Genomic DNA, 18,755 nt, shown 5'->3' with positions numbered 1-18,755 from the left:
TCAGTAAACTTACAATGCTTTAAAGCAGCTATAGATATGCTCAGACCGCTGGTTTCGCGAAGAGATACTTACCTAAGGAGGGGCCTGATACATATGCTCAATAATGGCTACAGTATCGAGAATAACGCCTTGGTGATTAGCAAGGCAGCCCGTCACATAGGGAGCCAAAGTTGGGGCACACAGATCTGTTTTCGGACAAATTGACTGAGGCTCAATCAGCTCTATATCATCCACCTGTTCTACGACTAATCCGATAGTTTTTGGGGCTCTTTGCACCACAATAACCATAGCTTGTTCAAGCAACGGAGCTTGATGCCACAAGGGACGATTGCCGACTAATGCGTTGAGATCAATAAGCCAGAGAATCTCACCGCGCCAGTTGCATACCCCCAACATAGAATTCGATACTTCAGGAATGGGCAAAATGTCTAAGGTCTTTAACTGCTGGACTTCTGCAATAGCCTGTAGCGACAATAATGTTCTATGTTCTTCTAAAAGCTTAAACCGTAGAAAACGTTGACGAGTATCTTCAGGAATTGGGTCTAATCCCAATGGATCAATTTGAGCTAGTTGTTCCTGCAAAGGAGACTGTAGTGTGTTCATGCTGGAGGTATATCTAGGATTTCTACCTAACTCATCACTTGTTGCAGTGTGACCGCCAGCTGTTGCTGATCAATCGGTTTACTTAAATAAGCATCAGCTCCTAACATTGAGCCCCAAAGCTTATCAGCTTTTGTACTTTTTGTTGAGCAGATGACAACGGGAATATTTTGCGTTTGCTCGTTGGTCTTGAGATCGCGACAGAATTCGAAACCACTTTGCCCTGGAAGAACAATATCCAAGAAAACCATATCAGGTAACTTAGTTTGGACCTCCAGTAGGGCCTCTTCACTACTTTTCACACCTACAACCGTTATCCCTGACTGCTGGAGATAATGGGTGAGATGTTCTCTATCCGTCAAACTATCTTCTACAATTAAAGCTGTTACCATAGAACCTCTCAAACTAGTGGGTAGATTTGCGTATCAAAGGAATTTGCAAACTAAATGTTCTATATCAAATCTTAGATATTCTGCTATCAGACTGAAGGAGAAAGCTGAGACTGTTGTTGAAAAGTGGGTGCTGTATTTTTATTGTTTTGCATATATTTCTTGAGTACTTTTAATACTCGCGTCTGTCTAATCGGTTTCCCCATAAAACCGGAGGCACCTACAACTTTGGCACGTACCCGATCCGAAATACCATCATTGTTGGTAACAATGACGATCGGAATATCTCGAAACGCAGAAATTCGCCGAATCTGAGCACACAGTTCATACCCATTGGCAATGGGCATGACTAAATCTAAAAAGATTAACTCAGGTTTGACTTCTAAAAGCTGTGGTAACGCTTGTAAGGGATCTGCAATATTCACATAGCGATACCCAGCAGTTTGAACAATTTGTCCCATGGCCTGGCTATCTGCAGGGCTATCATCAATGTAGAGTACCGTAGGACTATTCCCAGATGGCTTGACCGATGAATTCAATGAAACCTCATGGGAAGAAGTATTTGTAGTCTGGCGTGAAACACCGACAGTTTGATAAGCGGAGGAAGAGCCATGGGCAGAGGCCGCCTGATCATCCAGCTTATCAATGGCAACCATGCGAATAAAATTATTGCGTATGTGGGGCAAGATAGATAGCGTCAAAGGGGTCAAAGGTTGTTTAACCCTTAATTCTAAATCTCGGAGTGTTTGTTGACCATCAAGCAAACCTGTTAAAGCTCGAAATGTGGCTGATGATGTATGTTCTTGTAATTTTTGAGGTTGTTTGATCGTAGGAGCTTGATTAGGCAAAATATCAATTAAGTTTGCCTGTTTCCACATCTTCCAGTCCTGTTGTGCTTGTTCCCATACTGGAAGATGTTGCAGACTAATGCATGGGAATTTGGCTGCATCTCGAGGACTTGTTTGGTACACTAGTAGCTTTCTAGATGTTTGAAAATGTAGAGTTCCCTGCTGCACAATATCGAATAAAATTTCTGAAATACAGCCTGCGGCAAGCTCAGAAAAACGCTCTCTGCTGAATTGTTTCCGCATCACTAATCTGGCTAGTTCATTGTAGGTTAGGTCCACACCAGAGTCTTGCTTAATTAATTCTGGACAATGCTTTAAAAGATGCCTATGCCAACGACGTTGGGCATGGGTGCGCGTATTAGCCCAAACTATTTGTCCAGCTAAAAAGTATAGAAGCCATGGAGCCATCGTCGCAGCCTTAATCGACAAAATTCCAGTGAACTGACATTTTCTGTAATGCTTAATTGTTTTATCTAGATCGACGATGACTGGCATGCATGACATATGCTTATAATACTCAATGCTGAAACAGATTTAGTAATTATTCTGCGCAGGAGACTTCCCCTAAAGGCATCAGAGATTACACGGATCTGTTGGAAATCCTTATGTTCCGTCCATTCACGGATTGAGAGATGAGAGAATTTATCCTAAGCTAATTACGCGCTGTGCTTAGGTGAATGGGACAACTATGCATCAGTCTCAAGACCTCTTTCCATAGCCTGGGGACAATGCTATGACAAAAATGCAGCTATCTAGCTTGGTTGACAAGTTATTAATTTGTCATGATCTAAGCAAAGTAGTTGCGCCATAATAAGAACGTCAGGAGGTCACATACTAAAGACAGCAAAGGACTTATTCCCATGCATGGCATCGCCCCTTTCGCTTGTTTTGATTGCCACACCACATTTAAACGCCCAGGTAAATTTCCAGGGTTTATTCGGCTATGCCCCCACTGTGGTCATACCGCTTATCAAATGGGTGTTAAGTTTCATTCACCCAGCAGATCAAACCAGGCTCTGTGGGACGTCGTTACTTACCTTGCAGAACATGGCTTCTACTATCAAGATATCCATAATCTCCATGGCTATATCTGGGAGCAGATTAGATATCCGAATAATCTGATTGAAGCCCAAGAGTTTGTAAAGCATTTTTGCGATCAAGCTATTCAGACGCTTCCTGAAGAAACATCTAGCACTACAAAACAGCCTGAAAGGTTATTGTCCTTGAAACAATAGACTCTCTTCAATGCTTAGGGTATCAACTTAAGTTGAGAAATCTTGGTTAGGTGGAGCATCAGACTTCGACATGAATGGTTTGGTTGAACTCACCATCGAATCCTCACCGTCAAAGTCTTAGCCGAACGTAATCAGGAGTCAGTAGCAAGGAACTTACTGACTCCTAACTTTTGGCCCCTGTCTTCTTTGGGAGAACGTTCTGTAAATAAATCAAGCTGTCACAATATCCTCCTTGGCTGCCCACTGGCTAATGTTGCTATGACTAATGGCCGCAGACATTAAATCAGGGAACTGATCAGGAGTACAGGCAAATGTTGGGACTCCTAAACGCGCAAATTTTGCTGCATTGCGATGATCAAAACATGGAGCACCCTCGTCGCTTAAAGCTAAGAGGGTAATCATTTGAACGCCTGATGCAACCAAGGATGCCACACGCTTAATCATGGCGTCATTGTTGCCACCTTCATACAGGTCACTGATCAATACCAAAATAGTCTCCTGTGGCTGTCGCACATGGCTCTGACAGTAGGAAAGGGCCTGGTTGATATCTGTGCCACCACCTAGCTGAGTGCCAAAGAGAACATCAACCGGGTCCTGCAATAACTCGGTTAAATCGACTACTGCTGTGTCAAATACCACTAGCTGGGTTCTCACTGCAGGAATAGATGCTAATACAGCGGCAAAAATACTGGCATAGACTACAGAAGGAGCCATCGACCCACTTTGATCAACGCACAGAATAATACTTTTGAGGGCAGACCGTTTACGGCCAAAGCCAATGAGCCGCTCAGGAACGATGGTGGAATACTCTGGCTGATAATGTTGCAAGTTAGCTCGAATGGTGCGATGCCAATCGATTTCGCTATGGCGAGGACGGTTGTTGCGCTGGCTGCGGTTAAGGCTACCCATTACCGCTTGCTGCATGGGATTCTGCAACTTCTGCATCAGCTCATCGACAACTTTACGCACCACTAAACGGGCTGTTTCTTTAGTTTTCTCTGGAATCACTCCATTCAGCGCCATTAGGTTAGCCACCAAATGCACATCCGCTTCAACCGCTGACAACATTTCTGGCTCCAGCAGCATTTGATGCAGGTTCAATCGCTCTAACGCATCCTGCTGCATCACCCGCACCACTGAGCTAGGGAAATATTGCCGAATATCCCCGAGCCAGCGGGCTACTTTAGGGGCAGAACCGCCTAGTCCACCTCGGCGTTCTTGTTTGTCATCATAGAGAGCGGCGAGGGCCTGATCCATAGCCATATCACCACTGCCTAAGTGCGGCCCTCCTTCACCGTCAGCACTGCAGATACCATCAGCATCTCCACCGCCGAGGATCAATCGCCAACGTCTGAGCCGTTCTGTTTTATCTGTGTCTTGAGAGTTACTGACCATGGGGTTGCGATTATAGTTGCAGACCTAGAAGCTGGGCGATGAGGGGCAGAGTTGATTCAGCACGCTCTGTGTCAAAATCTGTGACTGTAGTGACTTGCGTTTGTTGGCAGCCCGCAGTCCGCACCCGTTCTCCCATTTGTCGTCGTTCAGGTGGTGAGAAACCTGTAAAGGTGCGACGCAACAGTGGTAATAGGGCAGTGAACTGCTCATTGGTTAAGCTAGTCACCCAGTCATCTAGGACTTGCCAAATGATGTCGTCGTGGAGCAACAACAAGCCACTACCTTGTAAAAAGCCTTCAACCCAAGCGGCAGCCTGTGGCGGCTCATTCGCTAGGGAAAGGGCTAGGCCCATGCGCTGAGCAGCCTTTTCTGGTTCTAGGCTGCCTTCGTCGAGGAGCAAGCGGCAGCAGCGTCCGGCGATGAGACCGTGGAGCGATTGTTGATCGCATAGCACTAACAACACTGCCGACCATGCCCTGCCATGGTGCCCATTTTGCAGTAGTTTAATCGCGCTATTTGTCTGATTAATCGCCTTCAGCATGGCCGCTGCCGCATCATCATCTAAAGACGCACAGGCTCCCGGTAAACCAATGCAGATCCGTGCCACTAATCCATCTACCACTTGGGCTACGATCGTCCCATCTGTCTGGCGCACATCACGATAACGCAACACATTTGCCAACGGTGGTAGTGCTGCCATCAAGTGGGCTATATCGCTGGACACTGCTGCCATTGCCTGCAGTTGACTCAGCAAATAGGTGACAGCATCGGGCAGTGCGGCCAGCAGTACGTTATCTAGCAAATTAGTTAACGATGGCAAATCAGGGGCGATATCTACCCGATACTTGGCATAGGTCTGGGCCGCTGCTCCGATGGTGTTGCCCCAACGTCCCGATTCAATTACCGCAAGGCTGAGCTCGGGTTGCCAACGTAGTTGCCAGGCTTCTTTAAAGGTGCCCTTACCGCTGGTGGTTTGGGGTTGGCCCCATGGAATATCTAGCAGGCTCAAACGGTGTAGCAGATGGGAACGTTCTAGATCTATGTCTTTACGTAAATCTAGGGTGAGAAGGCGTTCATTGGCTTCTGGTTTGAGTCGCAAGCGTTTTTGTAAGCGCTGTAGGTCTTGCTGCAGCGGAATTAATGGTGTTTCTGCTGGAATCCGCCCTAGCCGCTCACTGACAATCAGCTTTTGGTGAATCAGCTGCATGGGCGTTGCATCACCAAAACAAAGTACGGTCTGGGTGGCTTCATTCAGTTCATCCAGACCCGGCATCGCAGACTCTCTCATCGCAGCCAGGGCCTCCGCCAATCGTACTGCCTCAATCACACTGGCAGAAGAAGCATCAATATCTTCCTGGCGTAATAATCTTGCTACCTGGGTCATCCAACCAATGGCTATTTTTTGAGGGCGGGACGACTGCCAAAGATGGTCGTACCAACCGGGAGAGTGAATACCAGCCCCATAGCCAGTAGCGCTGGATAATCTTCCATAGGTCCAGGGAATCCAGGTGGCCTTTACCTTGAGCTTGGGTAGCCCTTTAAGTAAGGCATTATCGTGCTTTTGAGCTGGTAAGGGCTCACATAAAGCCGGACTATGCCAGGCACCACAAATCACTGCGATTGTCTCAAATCCTTCTTTTTTTGCCTGACGAATCGTGCGGCGCATATAGGCTTCTCGCTGTGCTTCTCGATGATCTCGCGGATTTTCAACATCTGATGGGTGGGTTTGCTCAATTTCTTGCCGCAGTGTCGACATTGCTTCCAAAATTGCCTCAAAAATCTCGGTATTATCCTGACGCTGCTCCACCATATGTTCCCACCAGCGTTCGCTGTCACTGTAGCCTGCTGCTTCAGCTAACCAAGCTAACGGGTCTGCTGGAATTGATCGAACAGGAGCTTGGGAATTGGGAGAACCATCAGACTGACCCTTTGCTTCTAATGCTCTGTCTGACTCTTCATTCTTTGCCTCTTCACTTCTTTCTCCTTCACTTTTTGCATTAGGCTGCTGTTGCGCTAGCCGCTCCGCTATCTGATGTGTCTGGGGCAAATCCATAAAGCGTACGGGAATATTCTGCTTTAGCCCGTACTGGATAGCTTGCCACTCAGGTGAAAACACTGCAAAGGGATAGTAGGCGGCTTGTTCTGACTGTTCAGGGGCATAGATTAGTAGGGCAACAGGCGGTTGCATGTCCTCATGGGCAAGGAGAGCAAGAGCGTCGTTTCCTTCGGGGGGGCCTTCTACGAGAACGATGTCGGGTTGAAGGGTGTGGAGTGATTTTAAAAGACTTCTGGCAGAGCCTGGACCGTGGTGACGAATGCCAAAAATGTGGATGCTCATAATGATTTAAGCCAACTCCCGGCAAGCGCGATAAATATCCATCCATCCATCTCTCTCTTTCACCACGGTTTCTAAATACTCTTTCCAGACCACGGCATCCTGTACAGGGTCTTTTACGACTGCGCCTTGTATGCCTGCTGCTAAATCTTCGGCATCGAGGCTGCCGTTGCCAAAGTGAGCGGCTAAGGCCATACCACTATTCACAACAGAAATTGCCTCCGCTGTACTCAAGGTGCCACTGGGAGACTTCAGTTTAGTCTTTCCATCTTCGGTTACTCCATTACGCAGCTCTCGGAAGATGGTAACGATCCGTCGAATTTCATTGAGAGCAGGTGCTTCAGTCGGTAACTCTAACGCTTTTCCTAGACTCTCCACACGGGTTTGTACAATTTGAATTTCTTCTTCTACCTGGCTAGGTACGGGCAGAATTACTGTATTAAAGCGTCGTTTGAGGGCACTGGAGAGTTCATTTACCCCTTTATCCCGATTATTGGCGGTGGCAATAACGTTAAATCCTTTTTGGGCTTGTACCTCTTCCCCCAGTTCAGCGATGGGCAATGTCTTTTCTGATAAGACTGTAATTAATGTATCTTGCACATCTGCTGGAATCCTGGTGAGTTCTTCTACGCGGGTGATTTTGCCAGTTGCCATGGCGTTCATCAGCGGGCTTTGTACAATGGCATCCATGGAAGGTCCTTTGGCTAGCAACTGGGCGTAGTTCCAGCCGTAGCGAATGGCTTCTTCGCTGGTACCTGCTGTGCCCTGGATCAGTAGGGTGGAGTCTCCGGCAATGGCAGCGGCTAGGTGTTCGGACACCCAGGATTTGCCAGTTCCAGGAATGCCATAAAGGAGCAGAGCGCGATCGGTGGCAAGTGTGGCGATCGCAACCTCCATCAGCCGTCGACTGCCCACATACTTAGCGGAAATCTCCGCTCCGCTATCCAGCGTTCCACCCATTAGATAGGTGGCCACTGCCCAGGGCGACAGCTGCCAATTAGGCGGTCGTTGTCGGTCATCAGCGTCAGCCAGGGCTGCTAGTTCATTGGCAAACTGTTCCTCTGCGTGTTGCCGCAGAATAGTTTCTGCTGTCTCTGACTTGGAGGTTTTATGCTTAGCGGACTGAGCTGTTGATTTTGTTGCTGGCATGGGAGGGTTAGATAAAAAGTGGAGAATAGAAGGTAAAGAGTAGAGTTGCCATAGGATGACTTTTCCCCTCTTGGGAGGGGTGTAAGTGGGGTTGGTTAACCGCTGGGCTTAAATGCCTGATGCATTTCGTATCGAAAATGCATATGTTCGTGAAATTCATCCAATGCGCTTTTTATCCAATAAAACCGACTGTCGTTTTCAGGCATCTGAGTTAAGGGCTCAGCAATGGCTGGGGTTAAATCGGGATGTAGAACAATGGCTATTTCTTTTAATAAGTAATGCAATCCATAGTTGTTGCGATCGCTATTATTAGCTAGCGTGAGAATTTTCTCTAACACCAGCTGACTGAACTCTAAACTCCACGTCTGAGAACATCTAGACACTTGATGTAGCCAATGGATGATGTCATCTTTTTGGCTGGGTATTTTCTCCCTTAAGGCTGTTTCCTGCTGCTCGATCGTTAATAATGTCAACAGGTCTGACAACAACCGTTCATCGATTTGTTGCAGGTCAAACTCCTTAACTAGGGCATTGGCCCAGGTCGTATTTTGTTGGCGTAGGGCGGCGACGCCCCATCCTTTGAGCAGCATGTCTTGCCATTGGTGTTCTTTAATGGCGTAGGCAATGGCGGCTGGTTTTCCATGCCAATGGTGCAGGGATACACTGGTGAGCATCTGATATAGCCAACTCGCTTTTTCTCCCAGCCCAGCTACTGTTTTGGATGTGATTCCATCCTCTTCCCACACCGGTTCAAATGTTTTCGGGAGAGTCACCTTGATAGTTAATTCTGAAGTACTGGCTTGAAGCGATATAAACTGACTGACTCGTTCGGCCATGCGCTGACATAGGTGAGACTCTGGCAGTTTTACCAGTAGCCCAACGGTCTGTTGGCGTACAGCTTGGGCGCGATCGCAACGTGCTTTTTCTAAAAAAGGTTCATCGGCTATGGATAAATTGCAGGCCAGGGAAGAGATTAAGGCTGCTCGATCCTTGGCTAACTCTGAGGACCACACAGCTTCTAGCGCTTCTCTAGCTGCATCAGCATCTGTCTCGCGCCACTGTTGTAAAAATAAAGCCCGCTCACTACGGCTACCCTCGCGCCAAGCGGCTGAATCTGCATGGAACTCAGTCATTCTTTGGGCTGAGCCATATTCCCAGGCTGAGTTTTGGCTGGCCAACCATTGACCTCGCTTACCAATAACGGCTGTAATCTGCGGACGAAGTTCTGATCGTTGTCGCCCAAAATGGAGGAGTTTAGGCAACAACTGTTCTGGGACACGCTGTTGAGACTGCGTGAGTAGCCTCAACAATTCCGGCATGATGGCTGGATGTTCGGCCAAGATAGTATTTAAATGTCTGGCGGTTTGAGCAGAACAGCAGGGTAAATCTTCATCAGCACAGGGGTCTAGTAATGCCCAATCTACCGTTATCGGTAGTTGCCCCACCTGTTGATAAAGAGCTATAGCACCAGCTGCTGACAAGATAGAGCGCTCAGGCTGTTGCCAATTGAGTTGACCCAGGGCCGTCGTCAGTGTACCTAACGTTTTAGGAGGATTAGGAGACTGACGATCGGTGCCGATTAAGGCGGTGTTTAAGAGGGTTTTCCAGTATTCCATTGTCAGTCTCCTAATGGGTGAAATTGCTGCCCAGACCAAAGACTGAGGGGCAGAAATGTGCTGCCATTCCACTCGCCAAAGACCGTTAGCGGATAGCCACCGCTTAAGGCCAATAACTCCCACCCGCGTTGAAACCCGGGTGCAATGGGGAGAACTTTCCTGGCTGCATCTCGTAACCACCAGCTATCTTCTCTGGGGAGAGGCCAAACCTGGGCCAGGGTTAGGGGAAATCTCTCTAGCCAGGGATTTTGACTGAGGCTGTGGGCATAGTGACCGATGGCAGCTGCAATGGTGTTTCCAGTGGGCGGTGGTACTTGGGCGGTGGTGTTTTCCCGCAGGTCTATAAAAGCACGCTGTAGCCCAGTTCCTGGATAAAAAATTAAGTTACCGCTGAAACTGCTGCCTGGTATCAGGCTGACATCCAGTGGCTGTCGCCCATGGGCAAAGTTCAGCACGAGGGCAGATTTTTGATTCTCAGAACCCCACAGCCAGGTACGCTGCATTTGCAACTTGTCTTCTTCAATCACAACTTTGCCCAGAATTTGCCAGGTGTCAGCAACACAGTCCACCAGCGGATCCGCTTTTTCCACCCGCAGCCGCAAGTCATCTTGGGTTTGGGGCCAGCCAATTTGCGATCGCACCTCCGCCTGCATGGCGGGTGTCAAACTATCTAATCTGCCATAACTCTCCACCAGCAGATGCAACTGCCCCAGTGCCGTTAGCATGCGCTCGGGCCAACCTTGGCCTGAATGGGGAATGCTACCTAGACTGCGTACTCGTCGGGCTAATCCTGGTGCTTGAGCATCCACTAATCGGGCTGCCGCCTGATCCCAAAAGCTATAGGGCTGGTTTGGCAAAGCCGCCAGACCCTGGCGAATAATATCCGCCAACCACTGAGTTAAGTCCTCTAGGCCAGCTTCAATTTTTGCCGCTCTTTTTTCGGCTCGCTTAGCCTGGGCTGCTGGGTCCGCCGCCGCTTTCTTGTGCTTAATTTGCTGACGGTTTGCTGTTTGAGCGCGTTTTTCTAACCACTCAGTTACCCAATCGGGGGGAGGATCGTTGCCAAACGCTTCAAGCTGCTCTACCAGGAGCAAAAACAAACCCAATGCATGTTTACAAGGAAACTTGCGGCTAGGACAACTGCAGCGAAAGGCCGGTTCGCTCAGGTCAATCTGAGTGCGATAGGGCTTTTTACCACTGCCCTTGCACTCACCCCACACAGCCTGCTCCGCATGACCCAGCAATGACCACCTTGACACATTGGCCAAGGATTTCCCCCGCTTTGTGGAACCTGCATCTGGCGACAGTGCCAGCACTTGCTCAGATGTCCATGCTCCAGCCATACTGCCGCTACTGCCTCACCAGACTGCAATTATATTAGTTCAAATGTACTTGTTGAGCCAATATTACTGAAAAAAAGTATGCCCATACGATTAACCACAGCAGTCGATAAAGAGTTAGCTGACAGCCTGCTAACTATGAAGTTTACTAATCCATTGCCTCAGTCAGGGACTGTCAGACCTTTTTACTCTCCAATGCCCACTGGCAAAATCGACAGACAACTAATAACCAATACCTAATAACCCAGAACTTCAGCCAATTAAGTTATATTTCTCAGTCGGTTTTCAGGTTGAGTGCGTATTAATTGAAGTGACCCTTAGTTCACTGTGCGATGAAACGCTCAATTCTGCTTCCTCTAGCCCTTGCTAGCACAATGCTATTGGCTAGCTGTGCCACATCCACTACTACATCCACGACGGCTCCAGCGGGCACCGAACAGGCTGCAGCACCCACCTATGCCGTATTTGCTGAAGATAATGTTGCGATTCGTGGAGCCGATCCCGTGGCTTACTTTACTGAGGGTGACTATACGCCGGGTAGTGAAGAATTTACCCATGATTGGGAAGGTGCAACCTGGCAGTTTGCGTCAGCAGAGAACCGCGATCTGTTTGCCGCTAACCCTGAGGAATATGCCCCCCAGTATGGTGGTTTCTGCGCCTATGCCGTCAGCCAGGGTAGCACTGCCCCCATTGAACCCACAGCCTGGAAGATTGTCGATGGCAAACTATATCTGAACTACAACGATAAGATTCAACAGCGTTGGGCCCAAGATATTCCTGGTTACATTGCCAAAGCTGATACCAATTGGCCTGGTGTGCTAGCGAATTAAGGCTGCTTCGACTTCGCCCAGCTAGTTACTGATACCCTGTTGACTTCGGCTTCGCTCAGCCAATGGGGTATCAGCTAGCCAATGTATTCAAATGTGAATGGTACACTGGCGTCGCCTGAGACTGTAGGATTTCAGGTGAGCTTGTTCAATTGAGATACCTGTGAATTCTTTGAGTCAGAAACAGTCTGCAATCCAAACCTGGGTACTGCCCGTTGCCACCATTACGCTGTTTCTGTGTCTCAAGTTTTTATTTATCCGCAATATGGGCTCGGTCAATGAGTTACATCATTTGCCCATGGCTCGTCATTTTGCAGACCCCACCTGGCTGGCAAACGATATTTACTACAGTGAGCCATCCGGTTATCGGCTGCTGTTTCAACTTATATTTGGTCACCTCACAGCGACGGTTGGATTTTTAGCCACATCCATCATTGGACGGATTCTGGGCTATCTTGCCCTAGCGATTGGCCTGTGGACCCTAGCACGCAGTTTGGGGATTCGTTTGCTAACCCTGCTGGTGGCCATTGGTCTGTTTGTTTATGTGCGTAGGCCCCAGGGGGTAATCGCTGGGGAGTGGTTACTAGGGAGCATTGAACCTAAGATTTTTGCCTATAGCGCTATTTTTATGGCACTGTCGGCCATGTTTTCCGGTCGATATTTGCGCATGGTGGCGTTGTTAGGGATTGCTGCATCATTCCATGCGTTGGTGGGTGGCTGGGCATCCATTGCTATTTTGTTGTGGCTGTTATGGCGTCAGCCCAAGGTTTTGCTGGATGGCCGCCGTTGGTTGGCGGCAGTTCCCATTTATCTGGTGACGGGGATCTTTGCCTGGATAGCTGTTTTCACCCAGTTGCTAAGACCGGTTGAAGGGGGGGGAGTCTCTCCGTCCTATATATATTCTTTTTTGCGTAACCCCCATCATGTGAACCCCTTTGCCTGGCCCCAGGATGAGTGGTTATATTTGCTGGCTTATTTGCTGGTTTTTACAGGCTGTGTTGTTTATGTTTTGAGATCGCACCCCAAACAAACACCGCAAGACAAGACCATTGCCAAGCATCGTGCAGACTTTGTGTGCTTTATTCTGTGTACGCTCATCTTGTTTGGCGCGGGTCTATTAGTGGCTCCGTTTGATAGCAATGGCCAAATTCTGCAATATTACCCGTTTCGTGTTGGCGACTTGATGCTGGCGTTAGGCACGGGTTTCTTTTTGGCGTTGGCTCTAGAACAGCTGTTGTTTCGGTATCCCATGGGTGCGATCGCAATTACTTTGGTAATTCTCTTTGGCTTTGGTGTTGAGGCCACCCGGTTTTATGACAAAGGCATGGCTTTGCAAACCTTTCCTAGTAAAGCCCAAGGCGTAAATCCCGAAATGATTGCCACGGCTAACTGGCTTAAACAACATGTTCCCGATGGTGACGTTGTTGTCTCATCTCCGGTTGATCTGAGTGCTTTACCCTGGCTTTCTGACCATCCATCAGTCGCTAAGTTTCGATTTGTACCCAGTGCTTCATCTGCAGATGTTGATGCCTGGTTTACCCGCATTACGGATCTAGGTGGCGGTATCGACCTGCTGAGTTATGTCGACCTGCGTAAAGATACTCGCCGTCTTATCCGCAATGATCTGACTGCAGCCTACAACAACTTAGATGCCACCCAAATAAAGGCCCTGATGGACAAGTACAAAGGCCAGTATGCTGTCACGAATGCTGAACATCTTGTCGATTTACCAGTGGTGTATGAAAATCCTCGCTATCGGGTATATGCGAGCAAGTAAACCATCATCACTACCTTTTAGGCCGAGGAGGAAAACCTTCCTCCTCGATCTATGTTTACTAATCCCTCCCTTAAGCCATTAGGGATTTTGCCCGGTGTGCCAATGCTTCTGCCGTTAACCCATTAAAGGCAAACAGCTGACCAGCGTTGGCTGTTGTTTCACCACGCTTCCATGCCATCACATCACGGGGTAGCGTGCTGCGTAGCATGACCGGCTCCAACATGGCGCTAGAGCCACCTGTGACACCCAACAGAGCATCGCCTGCAAATAGGGTGGCAAAGTCTTCATCACTTAAGAATGTGTCATCCCCATTGCGGCAGGTTTCCCAAGCAACGTCGGTGGAACGATAGAGGTGTCTGGGGCTAACAATGGCAACAACTTTAGAACCAATGCCTGCTTGAGCTAAGGTTTCAGCCGCTTCCATAACTGGCAGCAGCATCATATCGCCCACAACAGCAAAGACAATAGTTTTCTCCCCTGGTGTTTCTTGAAGGACAATGGCACCACTTTTTAAGGCTTCATGGGTCTGGGCCAGCGTGGTGCGAATGGGTAAAGGAGACTTACTGGCTGTAATGGTAATGCCTTTATTGCTGGTGCCTACAGCCCACTCATAACAAGCTTGAATGCTGTTGGCATCAACAGGAAACAAGGGAAACACATTGCCGTTGCGCATCATAGCGGCAAAGTAGTTCTCAATTTCTGGACGTTGGTGGGTCCAGCCGTTGCGCCCTTGTTCTAGCGCCCCTGCAGTAAACAGACAGATGGTAGAGGGGGTATTTCTGCGTAACTCTGCCATGGCCTGGGTGACAGTTTGCCAAATGGGCAAGCCATTAATGACAAAAGACTCATAGGAGCACCATAAACTACGACCTCCGAATAGGGCCTGGGCAGCGGCCATGCCAGCACAGGCATCTTCGCTTAGGGGCTCATAAACTTGACCATTGGGGCCTTGGAAGTATAGATCATCTGTGGTGGGGTGAACAATCTTCAGGGCCTGGTTAATATTGTTAATTCCCGAGGCGGCATTACCGTCTGCATTGGTGACAACAAAGTTAGAGTCTTGCTGACCCACGTGCCCTACCAGTAAGCCCATGGCAGTGGTGGCCACTTGTTTATCACCCCCCACTGGGAACTCGTTGAGGGGGAGCTGGCCTAAGTCTGCTAAAGCAAGTTCTGATTCTGTAACCGCCGTCTTAACGTTGGGACCACCGTTGGATCGCTCAAAGTTGGTGCGCACCAAGTCCCACCCAACAGCAGGTAATGCCCGAGTTTGCAAAGCGCTGACAATATAGTCTTTGTCTAGGGTGTCTCCGGGATAGAGATTGTGGGACTTAGCGCCACGCTTGTGTACCCCTGCCCCTTTCAGCTGCTTAACGATGAGAACGGTGAGAGTGCCAGAAAGTGCTTGTTTTGCAGCTTTATCTGTCGCTTCTAGTAGTGCCTGGGTAAAGGCCATGCGCTGCTTTAGTGAGAAAGCCGTGCTGTCTACATAGGGACCTGGCTGATCGGCATCGTCATAATCCTTGGCATCAACCAAAATCACGTCTTTAAACCCATTGCCTTGCCAGTAGGCAATCATGGCTTCATTGGACTGGGTTGACACCATGCTGTGGTGCTCTTGGGAGAATCCGTTCCACACCAAGATGGGCAGGAAGTTGGTGGACTGGGGATAGGCCGTGTTGAAGTGGGCCATACTGCTCATGATGTAAGGCTCGCCCAAACCGCCATCACCAATGGTGACGGGGAAGAGGGTGCCTGGGTTGAGCTTGGCTCCAGCCATGGCAAAGTGTTGGCCTTGACCTAGAGGACCGGCAGGATTTAACAGGCCTGGGATCTGTCCCGATAAGTGGCCCAGTAAACCGTGGGTTTCGCGGAAGCGATCGCAAAGTTGAGTGACCGTCTTAATCTCCATAGCTTCTAACGAGCGGTCTAAAAAGACAGTGCTGTAGAAACCAGGGGCATGGTGGCCCACCTCTGTAATCAAGTTCTTGTAGCCGAGCATGATCAGAGCTGCAATCTCATCAGCAACACTGGCAAACCCACCGGGGTGACCCGACTGCTTGCTGGCGGTCATTTGTAGCGTTAAATAGCGCAGGGCATCCGCAGCCAGAACAGTCTGATATACAGCTTTAGGATCACTGGGGGATGCGATCGCAACATCCCCTTCACCAATGGCAGCCGTGTCTAAGTAGGCCGCCATTTCAGCAGGGGCCTCACCAAAATATTGAATACCGTCACAGAATGCCGGAGTGGCATAAGCAGTTACCGTCATGGACTCTTGAACCCCTGAACTAGATATGGGCAGCAAATGATCAATGCCAACAATGGAGCCTACAGCCCTGCTGACTTACATGAATCATAGCTTATTTTCTATAGTAAGCTCAGCGATCATAGATAAAAGCAGTGATTAATACAGACGATGATGACATGTCATGGGTTGTTGTTTTGATGCTGTCTAATTGATTTTGCTCTTAGAGGCACCACGGATCGAGTCCAGTATCGCTTTTATAACGGTGCCACCACCTACCAAGTAGTTCTCAATTGCTGGCCCAGACAGCATTAGATGGCAGGGTTGCCGACTAGGGCAACCCTATATTAATGAGCTGCTGTATCGATAGGGTTAGGAGTTTTCGAAACGGGTGACGAGCATTTTTTCTACTAAGCCATCTGGGGTCGTTTTTTGTCCACTATCGATCCATTGGGCAAATCGCTCGGCAATGGGCAGGAGCATAGCAAACGGGCTCGTAAAGCCAGAGAAAATATGTAATCCTGCAACGCCAGGCATGGGACCAATTAGCGGTAGTCCGTCGCGGCTAAAGGTGACTACACAGTGTCGCCAGCGGCCCGGGATGTCTCTCAAACAGGGCAACTGAGCAGTGATAGCTTGACGCATTTTAGCGTCACTTTGGGCCGCATCAATGGAGTTTGTTACCAAATCTGTGCGAAACCGACTGATTTGACCGATATAGGTTGACTTATCTAAAAATTGAATTACTCCTGTATCCAAAATCGGGGGGGCAATTTCATAGGGGGGGCCATCCCAGAGACCGTCAGTGACTGGGTCACTGGCTTTGGCTTCAGCCTCAAACCGATTGGCTACCGCAGGCATGATCAAGGTACGTAGGGGCTGCTCGACGGTGGGTAAAGCAACAATTTCTGCATGGGTGTGATATAGCGGAACGGCAAGCTGTGAGTTTTTGAGTAATCGTCGGCTGTAGCCTCCAGCGGCCACGGCAATGTTCCCTGCGGCATAGGCCTGGGTCGGTGTGGTTATGCCAGTGACTCGATCGTTGATCCGTACTAAGCCAGTGACTGATGCTATAAGTTGTTGTCCTCCCAGACAGCGAAAGGCCTGATTGAGGGCCTCTAAGGTGTTAATCGGGTTGACATGGCCATGCTTGACGGTGAAAGCTCCGCCAATGGCATCAATTTTGAGTTGGGGTTCAAGGGCTTGGGCCTCTTGAGGTGTGATTAAGTGGGGTGCGATCGCAAACCGACTATACTGCTCTTCCAACTCTGTGCTATCCACACCAGGTGCAAATGTAAGCAGTAGATCGAGTTCTCGAAACTCCGTTGCTCTACCCAGCTCATCTGATAGCTGACGATGGCGTTCAATGCCCGCTTTACAAAGCTGTTTAGTAGTGGCATCTGTGCCTGACCAATAGGCAATTCCCCCATAGCTACAGCGAGTGGCACTGTCTGGATTACCATCATCCACTAGTAATACCGATTGTCCTAACTTAGCTAACTCATAGCTGAGGGCTGCACCTGCTAGTCCATTGCCGATTACGATCCAATCAAACGTCTCCATTCAGCATCCCTCAGCTTGCTTGTTTCAACCACTCACTCAAAATCTAAAATCTGAAATCAAGCATTTACCTGTTGATCACCCATTCAAAATTTAACACTTGGTTTGAGCCACTGGTCTGAGTCATTAGGGTTCATCTTTAGGTCCCTCTTCAGCGCATCTACTCTAAGGAAGCATCTAAGTAAGCAAAATCAATTAACCTCCAAATTTTGGATGTACAGACGTTCCATGGACCGTCATATTCAGCATTTACTCTTGGAAGTTAGTTATGGCTTGATCCTAACCAGGACATAACCCATGCATAGCAGTAACAGTTTGCCAATGCTTTTATGTTAGTAGAGACTCTAAGACAACAAAATTTTGTTGGTTAGAGAACTCTTGACTTTCATGGTTAGCCCTCCCACCAAAGACATAAAAAGTCTCTGGCCAATTGGCCAGAGACTTTTTTACTAGAGTGAAACTCAACAGGTAAATAAGACTGCGATGGCTATCGCATCACTATTAGGCGGTATAGCCAAATAGGCTATCTAGGTAGAGTCGATTGATATGGGGGTGATTTACGCCATTCTGTAGCAGAAACAAAGATAGAGCAGCTTGCATCATCCGTTCCTGACTCCACATTTCATGGGTATCTAAATAGTCTTTGATCGATAGATGCAAATCTTCTGGAATCTCTACCATAAGGGTGACAGTAACAGGGGCTGTAACTGGGGGCATCAGATTTAAAGCTCCTTCAAGAAGATATAGGTATGACAAACTAGTACCTAGTATTCAAGGGACTGTCATGGCTAACGCAAATGCTAGCCGCACCCTGAAGACAGTGCTCAGAAGAAGAATCACTAGGTCACTTAGGTCAGTGGAGCTTTATTGTGCAGGAGCTCTCAGAAATTAGCAATGCTCCCCACTCTTTAGATTTTTCTAAGAAGATTTTGGCCTAACGAGATGATTAGGGTTGAGCTGTTCTTTTGTTTACATGCAGTTACTCAAACGAATTGATTCTGGTCAATTGGACGTTTTCCACAGATGTTTTGAATTTGCATGACTTTGGTTACTATCTGGGGAGAACTTATCCCAACCTGTGGAAAACTTGTGGAGAAACCTGTGGAAAACATCCTTTTTTATTAAGAAATGTATATTTCTGAATTATTCCAATAACTTTTAATTTTTTTTAGAAATATAAAGCCTTAAAAAATGGATGTTATAAGAATTTTTGTGTGTTCGGATACCTATAGGGCTGTGTTGTATTGACGTCTATAGCGTAGATATCTATTAGCGCTCAACAGATTTAGTATTAGCGAAAACGGTTGGGTGGTCAGTTTCGACGAGTCGCTTTACCTGGCCAGGGCACTAGCTGCGAGTTATTCTGGCGATTATCTAAAAAAATCCCTGACATCGCTGCCAGGGGCAATGGACTTTGCTGTTTAAAGGATTAGGAG

At 48.3% G+C, this 18,755-nt stretch carries 14 protein-coding genes; 3 read left to right on the top strand and 11 right to left on the bottom strand.

The features are described from left to right. Positions 1 to 72: 72 nt before the first annotated feature. The 3 genes from DXZ20_RS31355 to DXZ20_RS31345 all read right to left on the bottom strand — a co-directional run bounded on the left by DXZ20_RS31355 (position 73) and on the right by DXZ20_RS31345 (position 2,245). Positions 73 to 603, bottom strand: a complete 531-nt coding sequence (locus DXZ20_RS31355) for a chemotaxis protein CheW (protein WP_163667026.1) — start codon at positions 601 to 603, stop codon at positions 73 to 75. 26 nt (positions 604 to 629) lie between these two features. Next, on the bottom strand, positions 630 to 992 hold the full coding sequence (locus DXZ20_RS31350) for a response regulator transcription factor (RefSeq protein WP_006517848.1): 363 nt from the start codon (positions 990 to 992) through the stop codon (positions 630 to 632). An 86-nt stretch (positions 993 to 1,078) separates the two neighbouring features. Beyond that, positions 1,079 to 2,245, bottom strand: a complete 1,167-nt coding sequence (locus DXZ20_RS31345) for a response regulator (protein ID WP_250565990.1) — start codon at positions 2,243 to 2,245, stop codon at positions 1,079 to 1,081. Between the two features lie 452 nt (positions 2,246 to 2,697). On the opposite strand from DXZ20_RS31345, the gene DXZ20_RS31340 reads away from it, so the two are divergent. Further along, entirely contained in the window at positions 2,698 to 3,072 is a 375-nt protein-coding gene (locus DXZ20_RS31340) for a zinc ribbon-containing protein (RefSeq protein ID WP_163702779.1), read from the top strand. Positions 3,073 to 3,282: 210 nt separating this feature from the next. On the opposite strand, the gene DXZ20_RS31335 is transcribed toward DXZ20_RS31340, so the two are convergent. From DXZ20_RS31335 to DXZ20_RS31315, 5 genes are all read right to left on the bottom strand, one after another. Further along, entirely contained in the window at positions 3,283 to 4,467 is a 1,185-nt protein-coding gene (locus tag DXZ20_RS31335) for a VWA domain-containing protein (RefSeq protein ID WP_163667020.1), read from the bottom strand. A 10-nt stretch (positions 4,468 to 4,477) separates the two neighbouring features. Next, complete coding sequence (locus DXZ20_RS31330) at positions 4,478 to 6,805, bottom strand: DUF5682 family protein (protein ID WP_163702778.1); 2,328 nt, start codon at positions 6,803 to 6,805, stop codon at positions 4,478 to 4,480. A gap of 6 nt (positions 6,806 to 6,811) precedes the next feature. Beyond that, on the bottom strand, positions 6,812 to 7,951 hold the full coding sequence (locus DXZ20_RS31325) for an ATP-binding protein (RefSeq protein WP_250565989.1): 1,140 nt from the start codon (positions 7,949 to 7,951) through the stop codon (positions 6,812 to 6,814). Between the two features lie 95 nt (positions 7,952 to 8,046). Further along, complete coding sequence (locus DXZ20_RS31320) at positions 8,047 to 9,567, bottom strand: DUF5691 domain-containing protein (protein ID WP_163702777.1); 1,521 nt, start codon at positions 9,565 to 9,567, stop codon at positions 8,047 to 8,049. Positions 9,568 to 9,569: 2 nt separating this feature from the next. Continuing rightward, complete coding sequence (locus tag DXZ20_RS31315; RefSeq protein WP_163702776.1) at positions 9,570 to 10,910, bottom strand: SWIM zinc finger family protein; 1,341 nt, start codon at positions 10,908 to 10,910, stop codon at positions 9,570 to 9,572. 329 nt (positions 10,911 to 11,239) lie between these two features. On the opposite strand from DXZ20_RS31315, the gene DXZ20_RS31310 reads away from it, so the two are divergent. Together DXZ20_RS31310 and DXZ20_RS31305 are read left to right on the top strand one after the other, a co-directional pair. Continuing rightward, positions 11,240 to 11,737, top strand: a complete 498-nt coding sequence (locus DXZ20_RS31310) for a YHS domain-containing (seleno)protein (protein WP_163702775.1) — start codon at positions 11,240 to 11,242, stop codon at positions 11,735 to 11,737. A gap of 160 nt (positions 11,738 to 11,897) precedes the next feature. Next, positions 11,898 to 13,511 (top strand): LTA synthase family protein, encoded by a 1,614-nt coding sequence (locus tag DXZ20_RS31305; protein WP_163702774.1) that lies wholly within the window; start codon positions 11,898 to 11,900, stop codon positions 13,509 to 13,511. Positions 13,512 to 13,581: 70 nt separating this feature from the next. Here DXZ20_RS31305 and DXZ20_RS31300 read toward each other — a convergent pair whose 3' ends face one another. The 3 genes from DXZ20_RS31300 to DXZ20_RS31290 all read right to left on the bottom strand — a co-directional run bounded on the left by DXZ20_RS31300 (position 13,582) and on the right by DXZ20_RS31290 (position 18,036). Further along, positions 13,582 to 15,783: a phosphoketolase family protein gene (locus DXZ20_RS31300; RefSeq protein ID WP_163702773.1), complete on the bottom strand. Its 2,202-nt coding sequence runs from the start codon at positions 15,781 to 15,783 to the stop codon at positions 13,582 to 13,584. A 348-nt stretch (positions 15,784 to 16,131) separates the two neighbouring features. Next, complete coding sequence (locus DXZ20_RS31295) at positions 16,132 to 17,322, bottom strand: NAD(P)/FAD-dependent oxidoreductase (protein ID WP_163667005.1); 1,191 nt, start codon at positions 17,320 to 17,322, stop codon at positions 16,132 to 16,134. A 498-nt stretch (positions 17,323 to 17,820) separates the two neighbouring features. Beyond that, positions 17,821 to 18,036, bottom strand: coding sequence for a DUF2811 domain-containing protein (locus tag DXZ20_RS31290; RefSeq protein WP_163667003.1), 216 nt, complete (start codon positions 18,034 to 18,036; stop codon positions 17,821 to 17,823). Between the last annotated feature and the right edge of the window lie 719 nt (positions 18,037 to 18,755).

This window comes from Adonisia turfae CCMR0081, assembly GCF_011009555.1.
Classification (GTDB): Bacteria; Cyanobacteriota; Cyanobacteriia; order Phormidesmidales; family Phormidesmidaceae; genus Leptothoe; species Leptothoe turfae.
The sequence above is the reverse complement of the archived record's forward strand: the minus strand, read 5'-3'. Positions and strand labels throughout refer to the sequence as shown.

Coding starts and splice junctions, on each gene's coding strand:
- DXZ20_RS31350 (WP_006517848.1), bottom strand. CDS start 992: ATGGTAACAGCTTTAATTGTAGAAGATAGTTTGACGGATAGAGAACAT.
- DXZ20_RS31325 (WP_250565989.1), bottom strand. CDS start 7,951: ATGCCAGCAACAAAATCAACAGCTCAGTCCGCTAAGCATAAAACCTCC.
- DXZ20_RS31335 (WP_163667020.1), bottom strand. CDS start 4,467: ATGGTCAGTAACTCTCAAGACACAGATAAAACAGAACGGCTCAGACGT.
- DXZ20_RS31355 (WP_163667026.1), bottom strand. CDS start 603: ATGAACACACTACAGTCTCCTTTGCAGGAACAACTAGCTCAAATTGAT.
- DXZ20_RS31290 (WP_163667003.1), bottom strand. CDS start 18,036: ATGCCCCCAGTTACAGCCCCTGTTACTGTCACCCTTATGGTAGAGATT.
- DXZ20_RS31340 (WP_163702779.1), top strand. CDS start 2,698: ATGCATGGCATCGCCCCTTTCGCTTGTTTTGATTGCCACACCACATTT.
- DXZ20_RS31310 (WP_163702775.1), top strand. CDS start 11,240: ATGAAACGCTCAATTCTGCTTCCTCTAGCCCTTGCTAGCACAATGCTA.
- DXZ20_RS31295 (WP_163667005.1), bottom strand. CDS start 17,322: ATGGAGACGTTTGATTGGATCGTAATCGGCAATGGACTAGCAGGTGCA.
- DXZ20_RS31315 (WP_163702776.1), bottom strand. CDS start 10,910: ATGGCTGGAGCATGGACATCTGAGCAAGTGCTGGCACTGTCGCCAGAT.
- DXZ20_RS31330 (WP_163702778.1), bottom strand. CDS start 6,805: ATGAGCATCCACATTTTTGGCATTCGTCACCACGGTCCAGGCTCTGCC.
- DXZ20_RS31300 (WP_163702773.1), bottom strand. CDS start 15,783: ATGACGGTAACTGCTTATGCCACTCCGGCATTCTGTGACGGTATTCAA.
- DXZ20_RS31320 (WP_163702777.1), bottom strand. CDS start 9,567: ATGGAATACTGGAAAACCCTCTTAAACACCGCCTTAATCGGCACCGAT.
- DXZ20_RS31345 (WP_250565990.1), bottom strand. CDS start 2,245: ATGGCTCCATGGCTTCTATACTTTTTAGCTGGACAAATAGTTTGGGCT.